14 protein-coding genes are annotated in these 14,806 nt (G+C 69.7%); 12 read left to right on the forward strand and 2 right to left on the reverse strand.

Going from position 1 to position 14,806, the window contains the following annotated elements; genetic code table 11:
* Positions 1-11: 11 nt before the first annotated feature.
* From ACZZZN_RS16625 to ACZZZN_RS16650, 6 genes are all read left to right on the forward strand, one after another.
* On the forward strand, positions 12-962 hold the full coding sequence (locus ACZZZN_RS16625; RefSeq protein ID WP_463506230.1) for an ABC transporter permease: 951 nt from the start codon (positions 12-14) through the stop codon (positions 960-962).
* Positions 959-1,921, forward strand: coding sequence for an ABC transporter permease (locus ACZZZN_RS16630; protein WP_431075175.1), 963 nt, complete (start codon positions 959-961; stop codon positions 1,919-1,921). The genes ACZZZN_RS16625 and ACZZZN_RS16630 overlap by 4 nt, the downstream gene beginning before the upstream one ends.
* Positions 1,918-3,492, forward strand: a complete 1,575-nt coding sequence (locus tag ACZZZN_RS16635) for an ABC transporter substrate-binding protein (protein WP_463506231.1) — start codon at positions 1,918-1,920, stop codon at positions 3,490-3,492. Before ACZZZN_RS16630 ends, ACZZZN_RS16635 begins: the two co-directional genes overlap by 4 nt.
* A gap of 103 nt (positions 3,493-3,595) precedes the next feature.
* Positions 3,596-4,465 carry an ABC transporter ATP-binding protein gene (locus ACZZZN_RS16640; RefSeq protein ID WP_463506232.1) on the forward strand — a complete coding sequence of 290 codons (870 nt, stop codon included), beginning with the start codon at positions 3,596-3,598 and terminating at the stop codon, positions 4,463-4,465.
* Positions 4,462-5,235, forward strand: a complete 774-nt coding sequence (locus tag ACZZZN_RS16645; RefSeq protein ID WP_463506233.1) for an ATP-binding cassette domain-containing protein — start codon at positions 4,462-4,464, stop codon at positions 5,233-5,235. The genes ACZZZN_RS16640 and ACZZZN_RS16645 overlap by 4 nt, the downstream gene beginning before the upstream one ends.
* Before the next feature lie 4 nt (positions 5,236-5,239).
* Positions 5,240-5,686, forward strand: a complete 447-nt coding sequence (locus ACZZZN_RS16650; RefSeq protein WP_463506234.1) for a cupin domain-containing protein — start codon at positions 5,240-5,242, stop codon at positions 5,684-5,686.
* Between the two features lie 16 nt (positions 5,687-5,702).
* Here ACZZZN_RS16650 and ACZZZN_RS16655 read toward each other — a convergent pair whose 3' ends face one another.
* Positions 5,703-7,604, reverse strand: coding sequence for a helix-turn-helix domain-containing protein (locus tag ACZZZN_RS16655; protein ID WP_463506235.1), 1,902 nt, complete (start codon positions 7,602-7,604; stop codon positions 5,703-5,705).
* 97 nt (positions 7,605-7,701) lie between these two features.
* Entirely contained in the window at positions 7,702-8,550 is an 849-nt protein-coding gene (locus tag ACZZZN_RS16660; protein WP_463506236.1) for an alpha/beta fold hydrolase, read from the reverse strand.
* 208 nt (positions 8,551-8,758) lie between these two features.
* Between ACZZZN_RS16660 and ACZZZN_RS16665 the strand changes: the two genes are divergently transcribed.
* Genes ACZZZN_RS16665 through ACZZZN_RS16690 form a run of 6 tightly spaced genes read left to right on the forward strand, consistent with a single transcriptional unit; the run spans position 8,759 to position 14,790 of the window.
* Positions 8,759-10,039, forward strand: a complete 1,281-nt coding sequence (locus tag ACZZZN_RS16665) for a hydroxymethylglutaryl-CoA reductase, degradative (RefSeq protein WP_463506237.1) — start codon at positions 8,759-8,761, stop codon at positions 10,037-10,039.
* Positions 10,036-11,019, forward strand: coding sequence for a hydroxymethylglutaryl-CoA lyase (locus ACZZZN_RS16670; RefSeq protein WP_463506238.1), 984 nt, complete (start codon positions 10,036-10,038; stop codon positions 11,017-11,019). The genes ACZZZN_RS16665 and ACZZZN_RS16670 overlap by 4 nt, the downstream gene beginning before the upstream one ends.
* Positions 11,016-12,245: a CaiB/BaiF CoA transferase family protein gene (locus tag ACZZZN_RS16675; protein WP_463506239.1), complete on the forward strand. Its 1,230-nt coding sequence runs from the start codon at positions 11,016-11,018 to the stop codon at positions 12,243-12,245. The genes ACZZZN_RS16670 and ACZZZN_RS16675 overlap by 4 nt, the downstream gene beginning before the upstream one ends.
* On the forward strand, positions 12,242-13,072 hold the full coding sequence (locus ACZZZN_RS16680) for an FAS1-like dehydratase domain-containing protein (protein WP_463506240.1): 831 nt from the start codon (positions 12,242-12,244) through the stop codon (positions 13,070-13,072). Before ACZZZN_RS16675 ends, ACZZZN_RS16680 begins: the two co-directional genes overlap by 4 nt.
* 39 nt (positions 13,073-13,111) lie before the next feature.
* Positions 13,112-13,765, forward strand: coding sequence for an FMN-binding negative transcriptional regulator (locus ACZZZN_RS16685; protein ID WP_463506241.1), 654 nt, complete (start codon positions 13,112-13,114; stop codon positions 13,763-13,765).
* Positions 13,762-14,790 carry an ornithine cyclodeaminase gene (locus ACZZZN_RS16690; protein WP_463506242.1) on the forward strand — a complete coding sequence of 343 codons (1,029 nt, stop codon included), beginning with the start codon at positions 13,762-13,764 and terminating at the stop codon, positions 14,788-14,790. Before ACZZZN_RS16685 ends, ACZZZN_RS16690 begins: the two co-directional genes overlap by 4 nt.
* The last annotated feature ends 16 nt before the right edge of the window (positions 14,791-14,806 follow it).

Genomic DNA, 14,806 nt, shown 5'->3' on the forward strand with positions numbered 1-14,806 from the left:
GGGATGCGACGGTGACCCGGTACATCCTCCAGCGGCTGCTCTCGTCGCTCTTCGTCCTCTTCGTGCTGTCCATCCTCGTGTTCTCGATGGTGCGGATCATCCCCGGCGACCCGCTCGCCGCGTTCGCGGACCCCGCGAACCCCGATCCCGCCAAGCTCGCGGCGCTGCGCACCGAGCTGGGCCTCGATCAGCCGTGGATCACGCAGTACTTCGTCTGGCTGCTCGGCGTCGTGCAGGGCGACTTCGGTCGCGCCATCACGGTGCCCGGCGAGGTGTCGGACCTCATCGCGACGCGGCTGCCGCTCAGCCTCACGCTCGCCGTGATGGCGACGCTCTTCGGCACCGCCCTCGGCATCCCGGCCGGAGTGCTCGCGGCGACCCGCTGGCGTCGCGCACCGGACAACGTCGTGCGCGGCATGTCGTTCGTGCTTCTCGCGACACCCCCGTTCGTGCTCGGAACGGTGCTGATCCTCGTCAACTCGCTGACTCTGCGACTGCCGCTCGTCGGCTACTCGGGGGCGGCGGATGATCCGCTGCGAGCGATCGGGGTGCTCATCCTGCCCGCTCTGCTGATCGGCATCGTGCTCGCCGCGATCATCGCCCGGTACACGCGTGGCACGCTGCTCGACACCCTCGGCCAGGACTTCGTGCGCACGGCTCGGGCCAAAGGCGCCTCACCGGGCCGGCTGGTCGGGAGACACGCTCTGCGCAATGCGCTCATCCCGGTGATGACTGTGATCGGCATCGAACTCGCGGCGCTGGTGGGAGGCACCGTCGTCATCGAAGCCGTCTTCTCGCTTCCCGGCATGGGGTCGCTGCTGCTTACCGGCATCCGCTCGTCCGACTACCCGATCATCCAGGCCACGGTACTGCTGATCGGTGTCGTCTACGTCGTGATCAACTTCGTCGTCGACCTGCTCTATCCGCTGATCGATCCCCGAGTGAGGGTGCACACGCGATGACCGTCACCAGAGAACTCGCCCTCGCCAAGGTCGCAGGCAAGCGGCCGGCACGTCGCCGGTTCGGCCCCGCCTTCTGGAGCGGCGCCGGAATCCTCGGCGTCATCCTCATCGTCGCCGGATGGATGTCGATCTGGCCGCCCTACGATCCCTTCGTCGCGTCGGGACCCGCCTTCGCGCCCCCGAGCCTCGAGCACCTTCTCGGCACCGACAACCTGGGCCGCGACACGTTCACCCGACTTGCGCTCGCCGCGCGGACCAGCCTCGTCATCTCGGGTGCGGCCGCCCTTCTCGGCGCGGTGATCGGCACCTTCTTCGGGCTGGTCGCCGGCTACGTCGGGGGATGGGTGGACTCCGTCATCATGCGCGTCGTCGATGCGATCCTCGCGCTGCCTGCGATCCTCGTCGCCCTCGTCGTCGGCGTCGTGATCGGCAACGGGCCCTGGCCGCTGATCCTCGCGCTCGGCCTCGTGTTCGCTCCCGGATTCGCCCGAGTGATGCGTGCTCCCGTCATCGCCCTCCGTGAGCGCGACTTCGTGCTCGCCGCCACCCTGAGCGGAGTCCGTCCGACCCGCGTGATCGTCGAGCACCTGCTGCCCAACGTGCTGACGCCGCTGTTCGTGCAGTTCGCGTCGGTCGCCTCGCAGGTCGTGCTGATCGAGGCTGCGCTGAGCTACCTCGGCCAGGGCGTGCAGGCACCCGAGCCGTCGGCCGGCCGGATGATCAGCGAGTTCACGCGCTTCATGCAGATGCAGCCTCTGCTGATCATCCTGCCGTCGCTCGTGATCATCCTCCTGTCCGCGGCCTGGAACCTTCTCGCCGACGGGATGCAGGACTACCTCGCCCCTCGCCGCGAACCCGCCTTCTCGCTGGGGCGGCGTGCGAAGCGCCGCGGCCCGGCGGCCCCCGAACGCACCACGACATCCACGCAGCACACCCGAACGGAGAAGAGGCCCTCATGAACAGACGACACTGGGCAGGGGCGGCGGCACTTGCCGTCGCGACCCTGGCGATCGCCGGATGCACGTCCGGCGGCACCACCGGCAGCGGAGAGCAGGACGCCGGTGAGCCGGTCGCGGGCGGAACCCTCACCTGGGGCGTTCCGGCAGAGCCCTCGGCAGGAGGCATCGACCCGATGGTCGCCTCGGCCATCGCGGCCGAGGTCATCGACTCGATCGCCTACGACACGCTGCTCACGCGCGACGACGACGGCACCGTCGAACCGGCGCTCGCGACCGAGTGGGATCAGCCGGACGAGCTCACCTGGGTGTTCCAGCTGCGCGATGACGTGACGTTCTCGGACGGGAGCCCCTTCGACGCGGGCGATGTCGTCTACTCCTTCGAGACCCGTGCAGACGGCGGCTCGAACGCCACCTACCTCAGCAGCATGGAGAGCGTGGAGGCCACCGGAGACCACGAGGTGACATTCCACTTCAGTCAGCCGGACGGCACCTTCCTAGACGCGGTCTCGGCCCGCCAGACCTTCTTCATCGTCAGTGAGGAGGGCTACGGCACCGCCACGGAGGAGGAACGCCAGACCACCACCGCCGGCACCGGGGCCTACCAGGTGACCGAGTGGAACCAGGGCGTCTCGATCACGATGGAGAAGAACGAGGACTACTGGGGCGAGGAGCCCTACCTCGACAAGATCGTGTTCGAGCTGTACCCCGACGAGAACACCCTTCTCGCGGCGGTGCAGCAGGGGAGCGTGCAGGCGGCGTCGTTCATCGACGGCAGCCTCGCACAGCAGGCCGCGAGCACGGGCTTCACCCTCGGAGACGCCGCGTTCCGTCAGAACCTGGCGATCTACATCAACCCCGAGGAGGGCCCGCTCGCGGACGTGAACGTGCGTCGCGCCTTCTCGCTGGCACTCGACCGGCAGGCCCTCGTCGACACCGCGATGCTCGGCAACGCCGGTGTCTCGTTCGTGCCGCCCGCCGGTGACCCGGGTGCTCCCGAGACCGCCGACCTGCCCTATTACACGCGCGACCTCGACGAGGCCAAGCGTCTCCTCGAAGAGGCCGGCGAGCCGAACCCCGAGATCACCCTCAGCTACATGGGCGACGTCGCCGCGGCTCATCACCCGGTGTACGAGATGATGCAGCAGCAGCTGGCCGAGGCGGGCATCACGCTGACGCTCAAGGCCACGCCGCTGGCCGAGATCTCGCCGATCTTCACGACCGGCGAATCGTGGACCGACCTCGTCGCGATCCCCGGCAGCCCCCGCGCCTCGGCCGTGTTCTACCTCGAACCGGTGCTGCTCGAAGGCGGCGTCTACAACCACTGGGACGGCAACCCCGACGCTGAGAAGGCGCGGGAGCTGCTCCAGCAGGCGAAGGCCGCCACGTCGCCCGAGGAGTACAACGACCTCGTCGATCAGCTCGCCACGGAGACCGCCGAGCAGGTGCTCGAGGTCGTGCCCGCGGCGGTTCCGGTCTACTTCGAGGTCTGGGACGCGAACAAGCTGCACGGCTACGAGAACGACGCGTTCTACTCGCGCTCGGCTCTCGACCGGGCCTGGCTCTCGCAGTGACACCCCGCCCGGGCGTCTTCGCGACGAGCACGCGCTCGCCGGAGGCGCCCGGGCACCCACCCCTCGCATCCCTCATCACTCTCCACAGAAAGCCGAGCCGCGCATGACCGACGCCACAGACGCCCTCCGCGTCGACGACCTCAGCATCGCCTACGGCACCGCGCCGCCCTCGGTGTCGGGAGTCTCGCTGCGGGTCCGCAAGGGCGAGATCGTCGGAGTGATCGGCGAATCCGGCAGCGGCAAGTCGAGCATCGCGTTGGCGATGATGGGACTCCTGCCCGACTCCGCACGCGTGACCGCGTCGACGATGGAGATCGCAGGGTCCGACATGAACGGCGCGACCGAGCGCGACTGGGGACAGGTGCGAGGGCTGAAGGCATCCATGGTCTTCCAGGAGCCGATGTCGGCCCTCAACCCCTGCATGCGCATCGGACCCCAGATCGCCGAGGTGCTGCAGATCCACGGCAAGGCCGACAAGAAGCAGGCGAGGGCGCGGGCGCTCGAGATCCTGCGGCTCGTGCAGATGCCGGATGCCGAGAAGCGACTCGACTACTACCCGCACCAGCTGTCCGGCGGTCAGCGGCAGCGCGTCGTGATCGCCATCGCCGTCGCCGCCGGCCCCGATCTGCTCGTCGCCGACGAGCCCACGACGGCGCTGGACGTGACGGTGCAGGCCCAGATCCTCGACCTGATCAAGGGCCTGCGCGACGAGACCGGCATGGGAGTGCTGTTCATCAGCCACGACCTCGGCGTGATCGGCCAGCTCTGCGAGCGCGTCGCCGTGATGTACCGGGGGAGGGTCGTCGAGACCGGCACCGCCCGACGCGTGCTGGAGGACCCGAAGCATCCGTACACGAGGGCTCTGCTCGAGAGCATCCCCCGCCCCTCCGTCCCCGTGCGCTCGCCGCTCGCGGTGATCCCCGCGGTGAACGACTTCGCCGAAGTGCCGGCCGTCCTCGAGGAGGCATCATGACCGACGACATGCTGCAGGTTCAGAACGTGACCCAGCGGTTCGGGCACGGCGACAACGCCATGACCGCCCTCGACGACGTGAGCCTGAGCGTGCCCCGGGGTGAGACCCTCGGCCTGGTCGGTGAATCCGGATCGGGGAAGAGCACGCTCGCTCGCGCGATCCTGCTCATGCGCAAGCCCACGCTCGGCACCATCGCCTTCGACGGGGCCGACGTCACCGGCTTGCGCGGCAGTGCGCTGCGTCGCCACCGCCGCCGCATCCAGATGGTCTTCCAGGACCCGAACGATTCTCTCGATCCGCGCTTCACCGTCGCGAGATCGATCGCGGAGCCGCTCGTCGCCGCCGGAATCGGCCAGAAGGAGCGTCGGCGCCGCATCGCGGACTCGCTCGATCGCGTCGGTCTGCCCATGGACTCGGCCGGCCGCTACCCGCACGAGTTCTCGGGCGGACAGCGCCAGCGCATCGCGATCGCGCGCGCCATGGCCGCAGAGCCCGAGTTCGTGGTGCTCGACGAGCCGACCTCGGCGCTCGACGTCTCGGTGCAGGCCCAGGTGCTGAACCTGCTCGTGCAGCTGCAGAAGGACACGGGCGTCACCTACCTCTTCATCACCCACAACCTGTCGGTCGTGCACCACATCGCCCATCGGGTCGCGGTGATGCATCAGGGCAAGGTCGTCGAGGAGGGGACCGGTGAGCAGGTCATGAACGCTCCGCAGCATGCGTACACGCAGAAGCTGCTCGAATCCATGCCGGTGCTGTACCGATCCTGACCCGGTGACCACGAGAGGCGAGACGATGCGCGTGCAGAGGCGGGGCGACAACGCCCACGACTGGGAGCTCTATCACGGTCAGGGGCGGATCGGCATCGAGTGGTACTTCCGGCAGACCACGGCGCTGCCGACCTCGGTGATGCTCTACCGCCTCGAGCCCGGCGCCGAAGAGGGCCAGCACCACCATCTCGACGGCGATCCCGACAGCTGCTCGCCGAACAGCTCCGATGAGATGTACATCGTCACGCGCGGCGAAGTGGTGGTCACGGCAGATGATGATCGTCGCGTGCTGGGCGTCGGCGACGCGTTCTACGCACCGGAGGGCATGCGGCACGGCGTGCGCAACGAGTCGGATGCCGTCGCAGAGCTCGTGCTCGTCTTCGGCCCGCGCGGCCCGCATCCGTTCGCCCAGACGGGCGCCGAGGAGTTCGACGCGGAGGCGGAGCGGTAGAGGACGGTGCGTCGCCCTATGCCCGCAGCCTTTCGCGCAGCTCGTCGAGGCGCACCGCGATGCCGATGCGGAACATGCGCTCGTCGTCACGCCACCCGGATCCGAGCACGTGGTCGAGTCGGTCCAGGCGCTGCAGGATCGTGTTGGTGTGGAAGTTGAGTGAGCGCGCGGTGCGGGTGGGACTGGCGTTGTTGCGCACGAACGCGCGCAGCGTGCCGAGCAGGTCGGCGTTGCGTTCGGCGTCGTACCGTCGCACGGCACCGATCGTGTCCGACAGGAATGTCGAGAGGCCCTGCGCGTCGGTGTCGAGAACCGCCGAGTACGGAAGGAAGTCCTCGACCCGTGCGGTGAGGTCAGTGAGCTCCAGGGCGGCGAGCAGCCGAGCCGTGCGTCGCGCGGCGAGGAACGACGAGGGCAGCGTGGCCTTCGCGAGCGGTGGCACGACGACGGTCACGGAGTCCTGCACCGCCGCCGCGATCTGCATCCGCAGACGTTCAGGGTCGATCTCGCGGCGCTGTCCTGAGACGGCGGCGACGACGAATCCGCGGTACTCGCCCACGAGTGCGCGATCGTCGAGCAGGCGCACGAGTGCCCGCGCCGCCGCGGTCTGCTGGTCGCCGGGCACCGAGAGCAGCAGGAGCGAGTCGAGAGCGTCGAGGTCGACACCGAGTCGTCGCGCTCGTCGCTCGACATCGGATCGCCGTTCGGGCACGTCGTCGAGCAGATCGGCGATGAGTTCGCTGCGCACGCGGTGGTCCGCTCCGGATGCTGCCTCCTGCTGCAGCTCGAGCAGTGCACCCACCTGTGCGGCGCGTTCGATCGTACGCAGGTCGACCGCACCGAGTTCGAACGCCCCGTCGCCGAGCAGGAGCGCACCGAAATGCCGGCTTCCCGCCGTGAGCGCCGAGACGGCACGCACACCGCGGCCGGCCACCGGCACGCAGTGACCGTGGCTGCGGCTCTCGGCCAGAGCCTCGCGCACCGGCTCGTCGAGTGACAGCATCCCCGGCGCGAGCGGCAGACCGGCTGCGGCGATCACGTTCTCCTGCGCGTCGATGATCGCGACGGCGCGTCCGAGCGCCGATGCGAGGGTCTCGGCGACGGGGCCGAAGCCGCCGCCTGCGAGCACGGCCTGCACGAGCTCCTGATGCACGGTGTTGGCGCGGTCCCGTTCGACGAGATGGGCCGTCAGGCTCTCGAGCGTGCGGCGGCTGGAGTCCTCCGAGACCTGCAGCTCGCGGAGCGTGTGGGTCGTCTGCAGGATGACCGACGCGTGATCGGCGAGGGCCGACAGCAGCGCGACCTCGTCGGGGGAGAACTCCTTCTTCTCGCGGTTGCCGACGAAGAGAACGCCGAGCACGTCGTCGCTCGAGAGCATCGGCACGCCCAGGAGCGACACGAGGCCCTCGGCCGAGACGGCGTCATCGATGCCGGCATCGTGTCGGTCGGCGGTGTAGGCGGTGTAGTCGGCCGCCCACTGGGCCGTGCGCGACTCGACGACGACGCTGGCGAGCCCGCGGCCGGGGGGAACCCGCAGCTGCTGGAAGGACGCGCTCACCGCACCGCTCGTCTCACGCACCCGGAGCTCGGACGTCTCGGGGTCGAACTCCGAGAGGTAGGCCAGGTCGACGCCCATCATCTCGCGTGCGCGCTGCACGAGACGGGCGAGCACCGCGTCGCTGTCGCGCAGCTCGGCGAGTTCGCGAGCGCTCGAGAACAGCGCGGTGAGCTCATGCTCCCGCCTGCGCAGTCGTGACAGCTCGCGCTGGGTGCGGGCGACGCGGTCGGCGAGCAGCGTCGCATCCGTCTCGCTCGCTCCGAGCTGACGCAGGGCGTCGCTGACACCGGTGGGGCCGACGAGATCGGGGTCGTAGGCCGCATCGAGGAGCGAGGCGATGGCCTCGTCGTGCTCGGGCATCTTCGTCCTTTCGGGAGAGGACGGCGCCGGCCGGCGCGTGACTTCAGTGTCGAGCATGAGCGCCACCGCCCTCAAATCGCGGATCTCGGCGCGGACCTCAGCGGAGCTCCTCGGCGCGCGCCGCGGTGCGCAGCAGCGCTGCGGCGAGGTCGGGCCAGAGCTCGTGCGGGATGAGGTGGCCCATGTCCGGGTGCACCTGCAGTTCGGCGCCGGGGATCGCCTCCGCGATGTCGACGGCCGATGCCCAGTGCAGCACATCGTCGTCGCGTCCGTGGAAGACGAGCGTCGGGGCGCTCACCGACCTCAGCGCCTCGAGTCGTTCGGGTGCGCGCCGCAGCGCCGCCCATTGGCGGGAGAAACCCTCGGGCGCGTACCCGCGGTCGTACGCCTCGCCGGCGGCGCGGATGTGCCAGTCGACCTGTGGATCGTAGCGACCCGGTTCGACGGACCGCACGGCCGCGGCGGCGAACGCGACCGCCTGCTCTCGGGAGATGCGCAGGGGCTTCTCGGCGAGTTCCGGCCGCTCGCCGTGCAGCACGTAGCGACGCGACTGTCCGGGGATGGTCGACAGCAGGCCGAGGCTGCGGATGCGCTCCGGATGCTCGATCGCGAGCATCTGCGCCATCATGCCGCCCATCGAATGCCCGGCGACGTGCGCCGAGTCGACTCCCAGATCGTCGAGCACGCGCAGGACGTCTTCGGCGAGGTCGATCAGGTCGTAGCCGCCCTCGACGTCGTCTTCTCCGCCGAAGCGCTGCGAGAATCCGGTGTCGCGGTTGTCGAAGCGCACGACGCGCAGGCCACCGGCGGTGATCAGGCCGATGAGTTCCTCGTCCCAGCTGAGCAGCTGTGCGCCGCCACCCGAGACGAGCACGAGGACAGGCGCCTCGGGGTCTCCGAAGACCTCGTAGTAGAGGCGCACATCGGCGTCGTCTGTGTAGGGCATCGGTTCTCCTCGCGCATCGGGGGCGGCCGCCGCGCTGCGGGCGTGCTGTGAGTCTAGGTTCGCTCGAGAGCCGGGGTGATGTGTCGACCACATACAGCAAGGCCTCTGCGATGAGTGTTCCACCCATCGTCCGCCCTGCCCGGCGCTCCTAGTGTCGTCCTTGACCACAGCGCCGATGATCCGGCCGCTGTCCTAAGGAAGGTGGCCGATGTCGATCAACAGCCGAATCTCCGGACTCCGTGACCACACCCCCGATGAGCGGCTCGCGCTCGTCGCGCAGGGTGCGGAGCTGGATGAGGATGCTCTGCACGCGCTGCGCCCGGACGGCGGTCTGTCGCTCGCGCAGGCGGATCACATGATCGAGAACGTCGTCGGCATGATCGGCGTTCCCGTCGGCGTCGCGACGAACTTCACGGTCGACGGGCAGGACCGCCTGATCCCGATGGCGACGGAGGAGCCCAGCGTGGTGGCTGCGGCATCGAACGCCGCACGGATGGCCCGCGGCCACGGGGGCTTCACCACCTCGTACACCGGCGATGTGATGATCGCCCAGATCCAGGTGCTCGACGCGGTCGAGCCGCACGGAACTCGTTTCGCGCTGCTCGAGGCCAAGGACGAGCTGCTGGCCCTCGCCAACGAGCAGGACCCGATGCTGGTGTCCCTCGGCGGCGGCGCCTTCGACATCTCCGTGCGGGTGCTCCCGACCCGCGCCGGGGTGCAGGTCATCGTGCACCTGCACGTCGACGTGCGCGACGCGATGGGGGCCAACGCGGTCAACACGATGGCCGAGGCGATCGCCCCGCGCATCGCGGAGCTCGCCGGCACCCGCACGCTGCTGCGCATCCTCACCAACAAGGCCGAGCTGCGGCTCACCCGCGCCCGTGCGGTGTTCGACGCCGAGATGCTCGGCGGCCCCCAGGTGGTCGACGACATCGTCGCGGCGAGCGCGTTCGCCGAGGCCGACCCGTACCGCGCGGCCACGCACAACAAGGGCATCATGAACGGCATCACCGCGGTGGTGCTCGCGACCGGCAACGACACACGCGCCGTCGAATCGGGCTGCCATTCGCACGCGGCTCGGTCCGGCGGGTACACCGCGCTGTCGCAGTTCGAGAAGGATGCCGACGGCAACCTCGTCGGCACGCTCGAGGTGCCGCTCGCTGTCGGGCTCGTCGGCGGAGCGACCCGCGCGCACCCGACCGCTCAGGCGGGTGTGAAGCTGCTGGGGGTGCAGACGGCGCGTGAGCTCGCCAGCGTGATCGCGGCGGTCGGGCTCGCCCAGAACCTCGCGGCCTGCCGGGCGCTGGCCGCGGAGGGCATCCAGCGCGGTCACATGACCCTGCATGCGCGCACGATCGCCGCGAGCGCCGGTGCAGACGTCGACGAGATCGGCGCGGTCGCCGCCCGGATCGTCGCAGACAGACGCATCCGCGTCGAGTACGCCCGCGAAGTGCTCGACGAGCTGCGCGGCGGCGGAGCGGACGCATGAGCACGGTGCTCCCGGCGCCGCGGGCCGTCGTCGAAGAGGGGCTGCCCGCCCGCGTCACGGTGTTCGAGGTCGGCCCGCGCGACGGACTGCAGGCCGAGACCGACATCATCCCGGCCCCGATCAAGACCCAGCTGTGCCGCCGACTGTTCGCCGCAGGCAGCCGTGATCTCGAGGTGACCAGCTTCGTCCCCCCGATGTGGATCCCCCAGCTCGCCGATGCCGAGGAGGTCGTCGCCGGCCTCGAGGTGCCCGAAGGCGCCAGGGCCGTCGGGCTCGTGCCGAACCTGCGTGGTCTGCAGCGCGCGATCGACGCAGGAATCCGCGAGGTGTCGGTGGTGGTCAGCGCCACGGAGTCGTTCGCGCAGGCCAACCTCAACACCACGCGCGCCGGTGCCATCGACCGTGCGGTCGAGGTCATCACCGCCGCGACCGCGCAGGGCATCCCCGTTCGCGGGTACGTGTCGATGGCGTTCGGGGATCCCTGGGAGGGCGGCGTCGACACGACGGCGGTCACCGAGGCCGCCGCCGCCCTCCACGCGGCCGGCAGTCGGACGATCGCCATCAGCGACACGATCGGCGTCGGCACGCCGGGGCACACGACGGCGATCATCGGCGAGACCCTCGCCGCAGGGATCCCCGTCGATGCGATCGCCCTGCACCTGCACGACACCTACGGGCAGTCGCTCGCGAACGTGCACGCGGCACTGCGTCTGGGCGTCTCGGAATTCGACTCGTCGGTGGGCGGCCTCGGCCGGTGCCCGTATGCCAAGGGCGCGACCGGTAATCTCGCGACAGAGGACCTCGTGTGGATGCTGCACGGCCTCGGTATCGAGACCGGACTCGACCTTCGAGCCCTGGCCGCCACCACGCTGTGGCTCTCGCGCATCCGCAACGTCCGCCCTGCCTCGAACGTGGCCCGCGCGTTCGCGGCAGCCGGACTCGACACCCCCGACACCGCACAGGAGGCCACGCTCGCATGATCGACACCACGCTCCCCGCACCCGGTGCGCTCGCCGGGGTCACCGTGATCGACCTCTCCCGTGTGCTCGCCGGTCCGTACGCGTCGCAGACGCTCGCCGACCTCGGCGCCACGGTCATCAAGGTCGAGAACCCGCGCGACCCTGACGTCTCACGCGGCTTCCCGCCGTATCTCACCCACGGCGACGAGGAGTTCAGCGCCTACTACGCCCAGTACAACCGGGGGAAGCTCGGAGTCGGCGTCGATCTCGCGACGCCGGAGGGCAAGGAGGTGCTCAAGGACCTGGTCCGCGGTGCCGACGTGCTGGTCGAGAACTTCCGTCCCGGCACGATGGAGAAGCTCGGCGTCGGCTACGAGGTGCTGCGCGAGATCAACCCACGCCTCGTCTACACCGCGATCTCGGGCTATGGCCGCACCGGCTCGCGCAGCAGGCGCCCCGCGTTCGACAACACGGCGCAGGCGGCCGGCGGCATCTGGTCGATGAACGGCTATGCCGAGCACCCGCCGGTGCGCGTCGGCGTCACGATCGGAGACCTCTCGGCCACGCTGTTCGCGGTCATCGGCACGCTCGCCGCCCTGCGGCACGCCGAGGCGACCGGCGTCGGTCAGGTCGTCGATGTGGCGCAGGTCGACAGCATCGTCGCGCTCACCGAGACTGCTGTCGTCGACTACACCGTGAACGGCACGGTCGCCTCGCCGCAGGGCAACGCCCACGCGTGGGTGCGCCCGTACGAACTGTTCGACTGCGCAGACGGGCAGGTGTTCTTCGGCGCGTACACCGACAAGCTCTGGAACGCGAGCTGCGACCTGTTCGGCACCCCCGAGCACAAGGACGATCCCGAGATCGACACCATGCGCAAGCGGTTCGAGACCGACGTGTACGAACGCCGGGTCAAGCCGATCGTCGCAGGTTGGCTCGCGTCGCGCACCAAGCAGGAGCTGGAGGATCTCGCCGGCGACGTCGTGCCCCTCACCGCGGTGAAGACGATCGGTGATGTGGTCGACGACCCCGGCACCGCCGAACGAGACATGATCGTCGAGGCCGACTACGGCGACCTGGGTGTGCTGCGCATGTTCGGTCAGCCCATCAAGCTCTCCGAGACCCCGGCCACCCCGGCCCGCACCGCGAACAGGTTCGCGGAGCACGCGGATCAGGTGCTCACCGAGTACGCCGGATACGACGCCGCACGCATCGCCGAGCTTCGCGCGGCCGGAGCACTGCCGTGAGCCCGGTGTCGCGAGTGGTGCGCACCGAGCGGATCACCGCATCCACCGTCGAGGCGTATCGCGGCACGTTCGCGGCCGACGATGCGGCGATCGTCGCCGATGCGACGCTGCCCCCCGCGTGGGAGGGCGTCTTCTTCCCCTTCGCGGTGCCGTTCGCCGACCTGCGCCCCGACGGCACGCCCGCTCGCGACGGCGTGGTGCCCGAGATCGACCTGCCCCGCCGTATGTATGCGGGGGAGACGACCGAGTTCCTCCGCCCGATCCGTCTGGGCGACGAGGTGACACAGACCACGACGCTCGGGGCGGTGGTCGAGAAGAACGGGTCGCGAGGCCGCCTGATGTTCGTCGATGTCGAACGCGAGTACGCGGTCGAGGGCGAGACGGCCGTGCGCAGCATCTGGCACGACGTGTTCCTCGAGGCGTCGGATCCGGATGCTCCCGCGCGCGCTCCGCGTCGCGATCCGTCGATCGCCGCCCACGCGGACTGGATCGAGGAGCTGACACCCGACGCACGGCAGTTGTTCCGCTTCTCGGCGCTCACGTTCAACACGCATCTCATCCACTACGACCGGGCGTGGGCGCGCGACGTCGAGGGGCTTCCCGATCTGCTCGTGCACGGTCCTCTCACGCGCATCCTCCTGATGGATGCCGCGCGACGCCATGTTCCCGACCGCACGCCCGTGCGACTCGACGTGCGCGCGATCGCACCGGTGCTGGTCGACCGACCGCTGCGCCTGGCGGGCGTGACCGACGGTGACCGCACCCGCGCGACGGCCGTCGACAGCGACGACGTGGTCCTCGCGACCGCCGACGTGACCTGGGCCTGACCCGACCGACCACTCCAGCCCCACCGACCAGGAGCCGCCATGAGGCACAATCCCGACTACGCCCTCGATGACGTCGAGACGGTGCGCGCCCTCGTGCGCGACAACCCCTGGGCCACCATCGTCAGCCATGTGCCGGGCGAGGGCCTCGTCGCGTCGCACTATCCGGTGCTGCTCGACGAGGATGCCGAGGGCGTCGTGCTGCTCAGTCACGTCGGGCGTCCGGACGAGCGTCTGCACCGGCTCGGCGAGCACGAGACGATGGTCATCGTCTACGGCCCGCAGGGATACGTGTCGCCCGGCTGGTATGAATCGTCACCGGCCGTGCCGACCTGGGACTTCGCCGTCGCGCACCTGCACGGCACCCCCGAGATCCTCTCCGACGCCGAGAACCTCGCGGTGTTGGATCGTCTGGTCTCGTGGTTCGAGAGCCCGCTGCCGAATCCGTTCCTCATGCACGGCACGCTCGAGAACACGGCCTACGCGGAGCGCATCGTGCACGGCACCGTCGGCTTCCGCCTGCGCGTCGACCGCATCGAGGCGAAGGAGAAGATGAGTCAGGACAAGTCGCCGGCGGTGATCTCGCGGGTGATCGATGCGCTGCGGCGTCCCGGCCCGTACGAGAACCCGAAGCTCGCCGACCGCATCGCCGCCGTGAACCATGAGGCGCTGCGCGCACAGGAGGAGACCGCATGACCGCCTTCGTCGGAGTGCAGGACATGATCGAGTGGATCGCGCGTCGTGGCGCCGAGACGATCATGACCGAGATGGCCGACACGATCGAGGCCGACTTCCGTCGCTGGGAGTCGTTCGACAAGAGCGAGCGGGTGGCCAATCACACGCCGTTCGGGGTGATCGAGCTCATGCCGATCAGCGACCCCGACGTGTACGCCTTCAAATACGTCAACGGTCATCCCTTCAACCCGGGGCGCGGCTATCAGACGGTGACCGCGTTCGGCGTGCTCGCCGACGTGCACAACGGGTATCCGGTGTTCCTCGCCGAGATGACGATGCTCACCGCGCTCCGCACCGCCGCGACCTCGGCGATGGTGGCACGACGCCTCGCACGCCCCGAGTCGACGACGATGGCGATGATCGGCGCCGGCAGTCAGGCGGAGTTCCAGGCACTCGCGTTCCGCGGTGTGCTCGGTGTCTCGCGGCTGCGCATCTACGACGTCGACCCCGCGGCATCCGCCAAGTTCGTGCGCAACCTCGGGTCGCGCGGGTTCGACATCACGGTGTGCGCATCGGCCGCGGAGGCCGCCGCCGGTGCCGACATCGTCACGACCTGCACGGCTGACAAGGCGGTGGCGCAGGTGCTGACCGATGCCGATGTCGCCCCGGGCATGCACATCAACACGATCGGCGGCGACTGCCCCGGCAAGACCGAGCTTGACCCGCGCATCCTCGAGCGAGGCCCGGTGTTCGTCGAGTACACGCCGCAGACCCGCGTCGAGGGCGAGATCCAGAACGTCGCCCCCGACTTTCCCGTGACCGAGTTCTGGCAGGTGCTCAGCGGCGCGGCTCCCGGTCGCGTCGCGCCCGAGCAGGTGACGATCTTCGACTCCGTCGGCTTCGCGATCGAGGACTTCTCGGCGCTGCGGCACCTGCGCGCCGACCTCGCCGGCACCGGGATCGACACGGAGATCGACCTCGTCGCCGCGCCGGAGGACCCGAAGGATCTGTTCGGGTTCGCGACATCCCCCGTACCCGTCGCCTGACCCCCGTCCCCGAGCG

It is taken from the genome of Microbacterium sp. AC145 (assembly GCF_979258505.1).

Bases quoted from the DNA above. Each gene is read 5' to 3' on its own strand.
- ACZZZN_RS16630 (WP_431075175.1), top strand. From the start codon at position 959: ATGACCGTCACCAGAGAACTCGCCCTCGCCAAGGTCGCAGGCAAGCGG.
- ACZZZN_RS16635 (WP_463506231.1), top strand. From the start codon at position 1,918: ATGAACAGACGACACTGGGCAGGGGCGGCGGCACTTGCCGTCGCGACC.
- ACZZZN_RS16640 (WP_463506232.1), top strand. From the start codon at position 3,596: ATGACCGACGCCACAGACGCCCTCCGCGTCGACGACCTCAGCATCGCC.
- ACZZZN_RS16645 (WP_463506233.1), top strand. From the start codon at position 4,462: ATGACCGACGACATGCTGCAGGTTCAGAACGTGACCCAGCGGTTCGGG.
- ACZZZN_RS16655 (WP_463506235.1), bottom strand. From the start codon at position 7,604: ATGCCCGAGCACGACGAGGCCATCGCCTCGCTCCTCGATGCGGCCTAC.
- ACZZZN_RS16660 (WP_463506236.1), bottom strand. From the start codon at position 8,550: ATGCCCTACACAGACGACGCCGATGTGCGCCTCTACTACGAGGTCTTC.
- ACZZZN_RS16665 (WP_463506237.1), top strand. From the start codon at position 8,759: ATGTCGATCAACAGCCGAATCTCCGGACTCCGTGACCACACCCCCGAT.
- ACZZZN_RS16670 (WP_463506238.1), top strand. From the start codon at position 10,036: ATGAGCACGGTGCTCCCGGCGCCGCGGGCCGTCGTCGAAGAGGGGCTG.
- ACZZZN_RS16675 (WP_463506239.1), top strand. From the start codon at position 11,016: ATGATCGACACCACGCTCCCCGCACCCGGTGCGCTCGCCGGGGTCACC.
- ACZZZN_RS16685 (WP_463506241.1), top strand. From the start codon at position 13,112: ATGAGGCACAATCCCGACTACGCCCTCGATGACGTCGAGACGGTGCGC.
- ACZZZN_RS16690 (WP_463506242.1), top strand. From the start codon at position 13,762: ATGACCGCCTTCGTCGGAGTGCAGGACATGATCGAGTGGATCGCGCGT.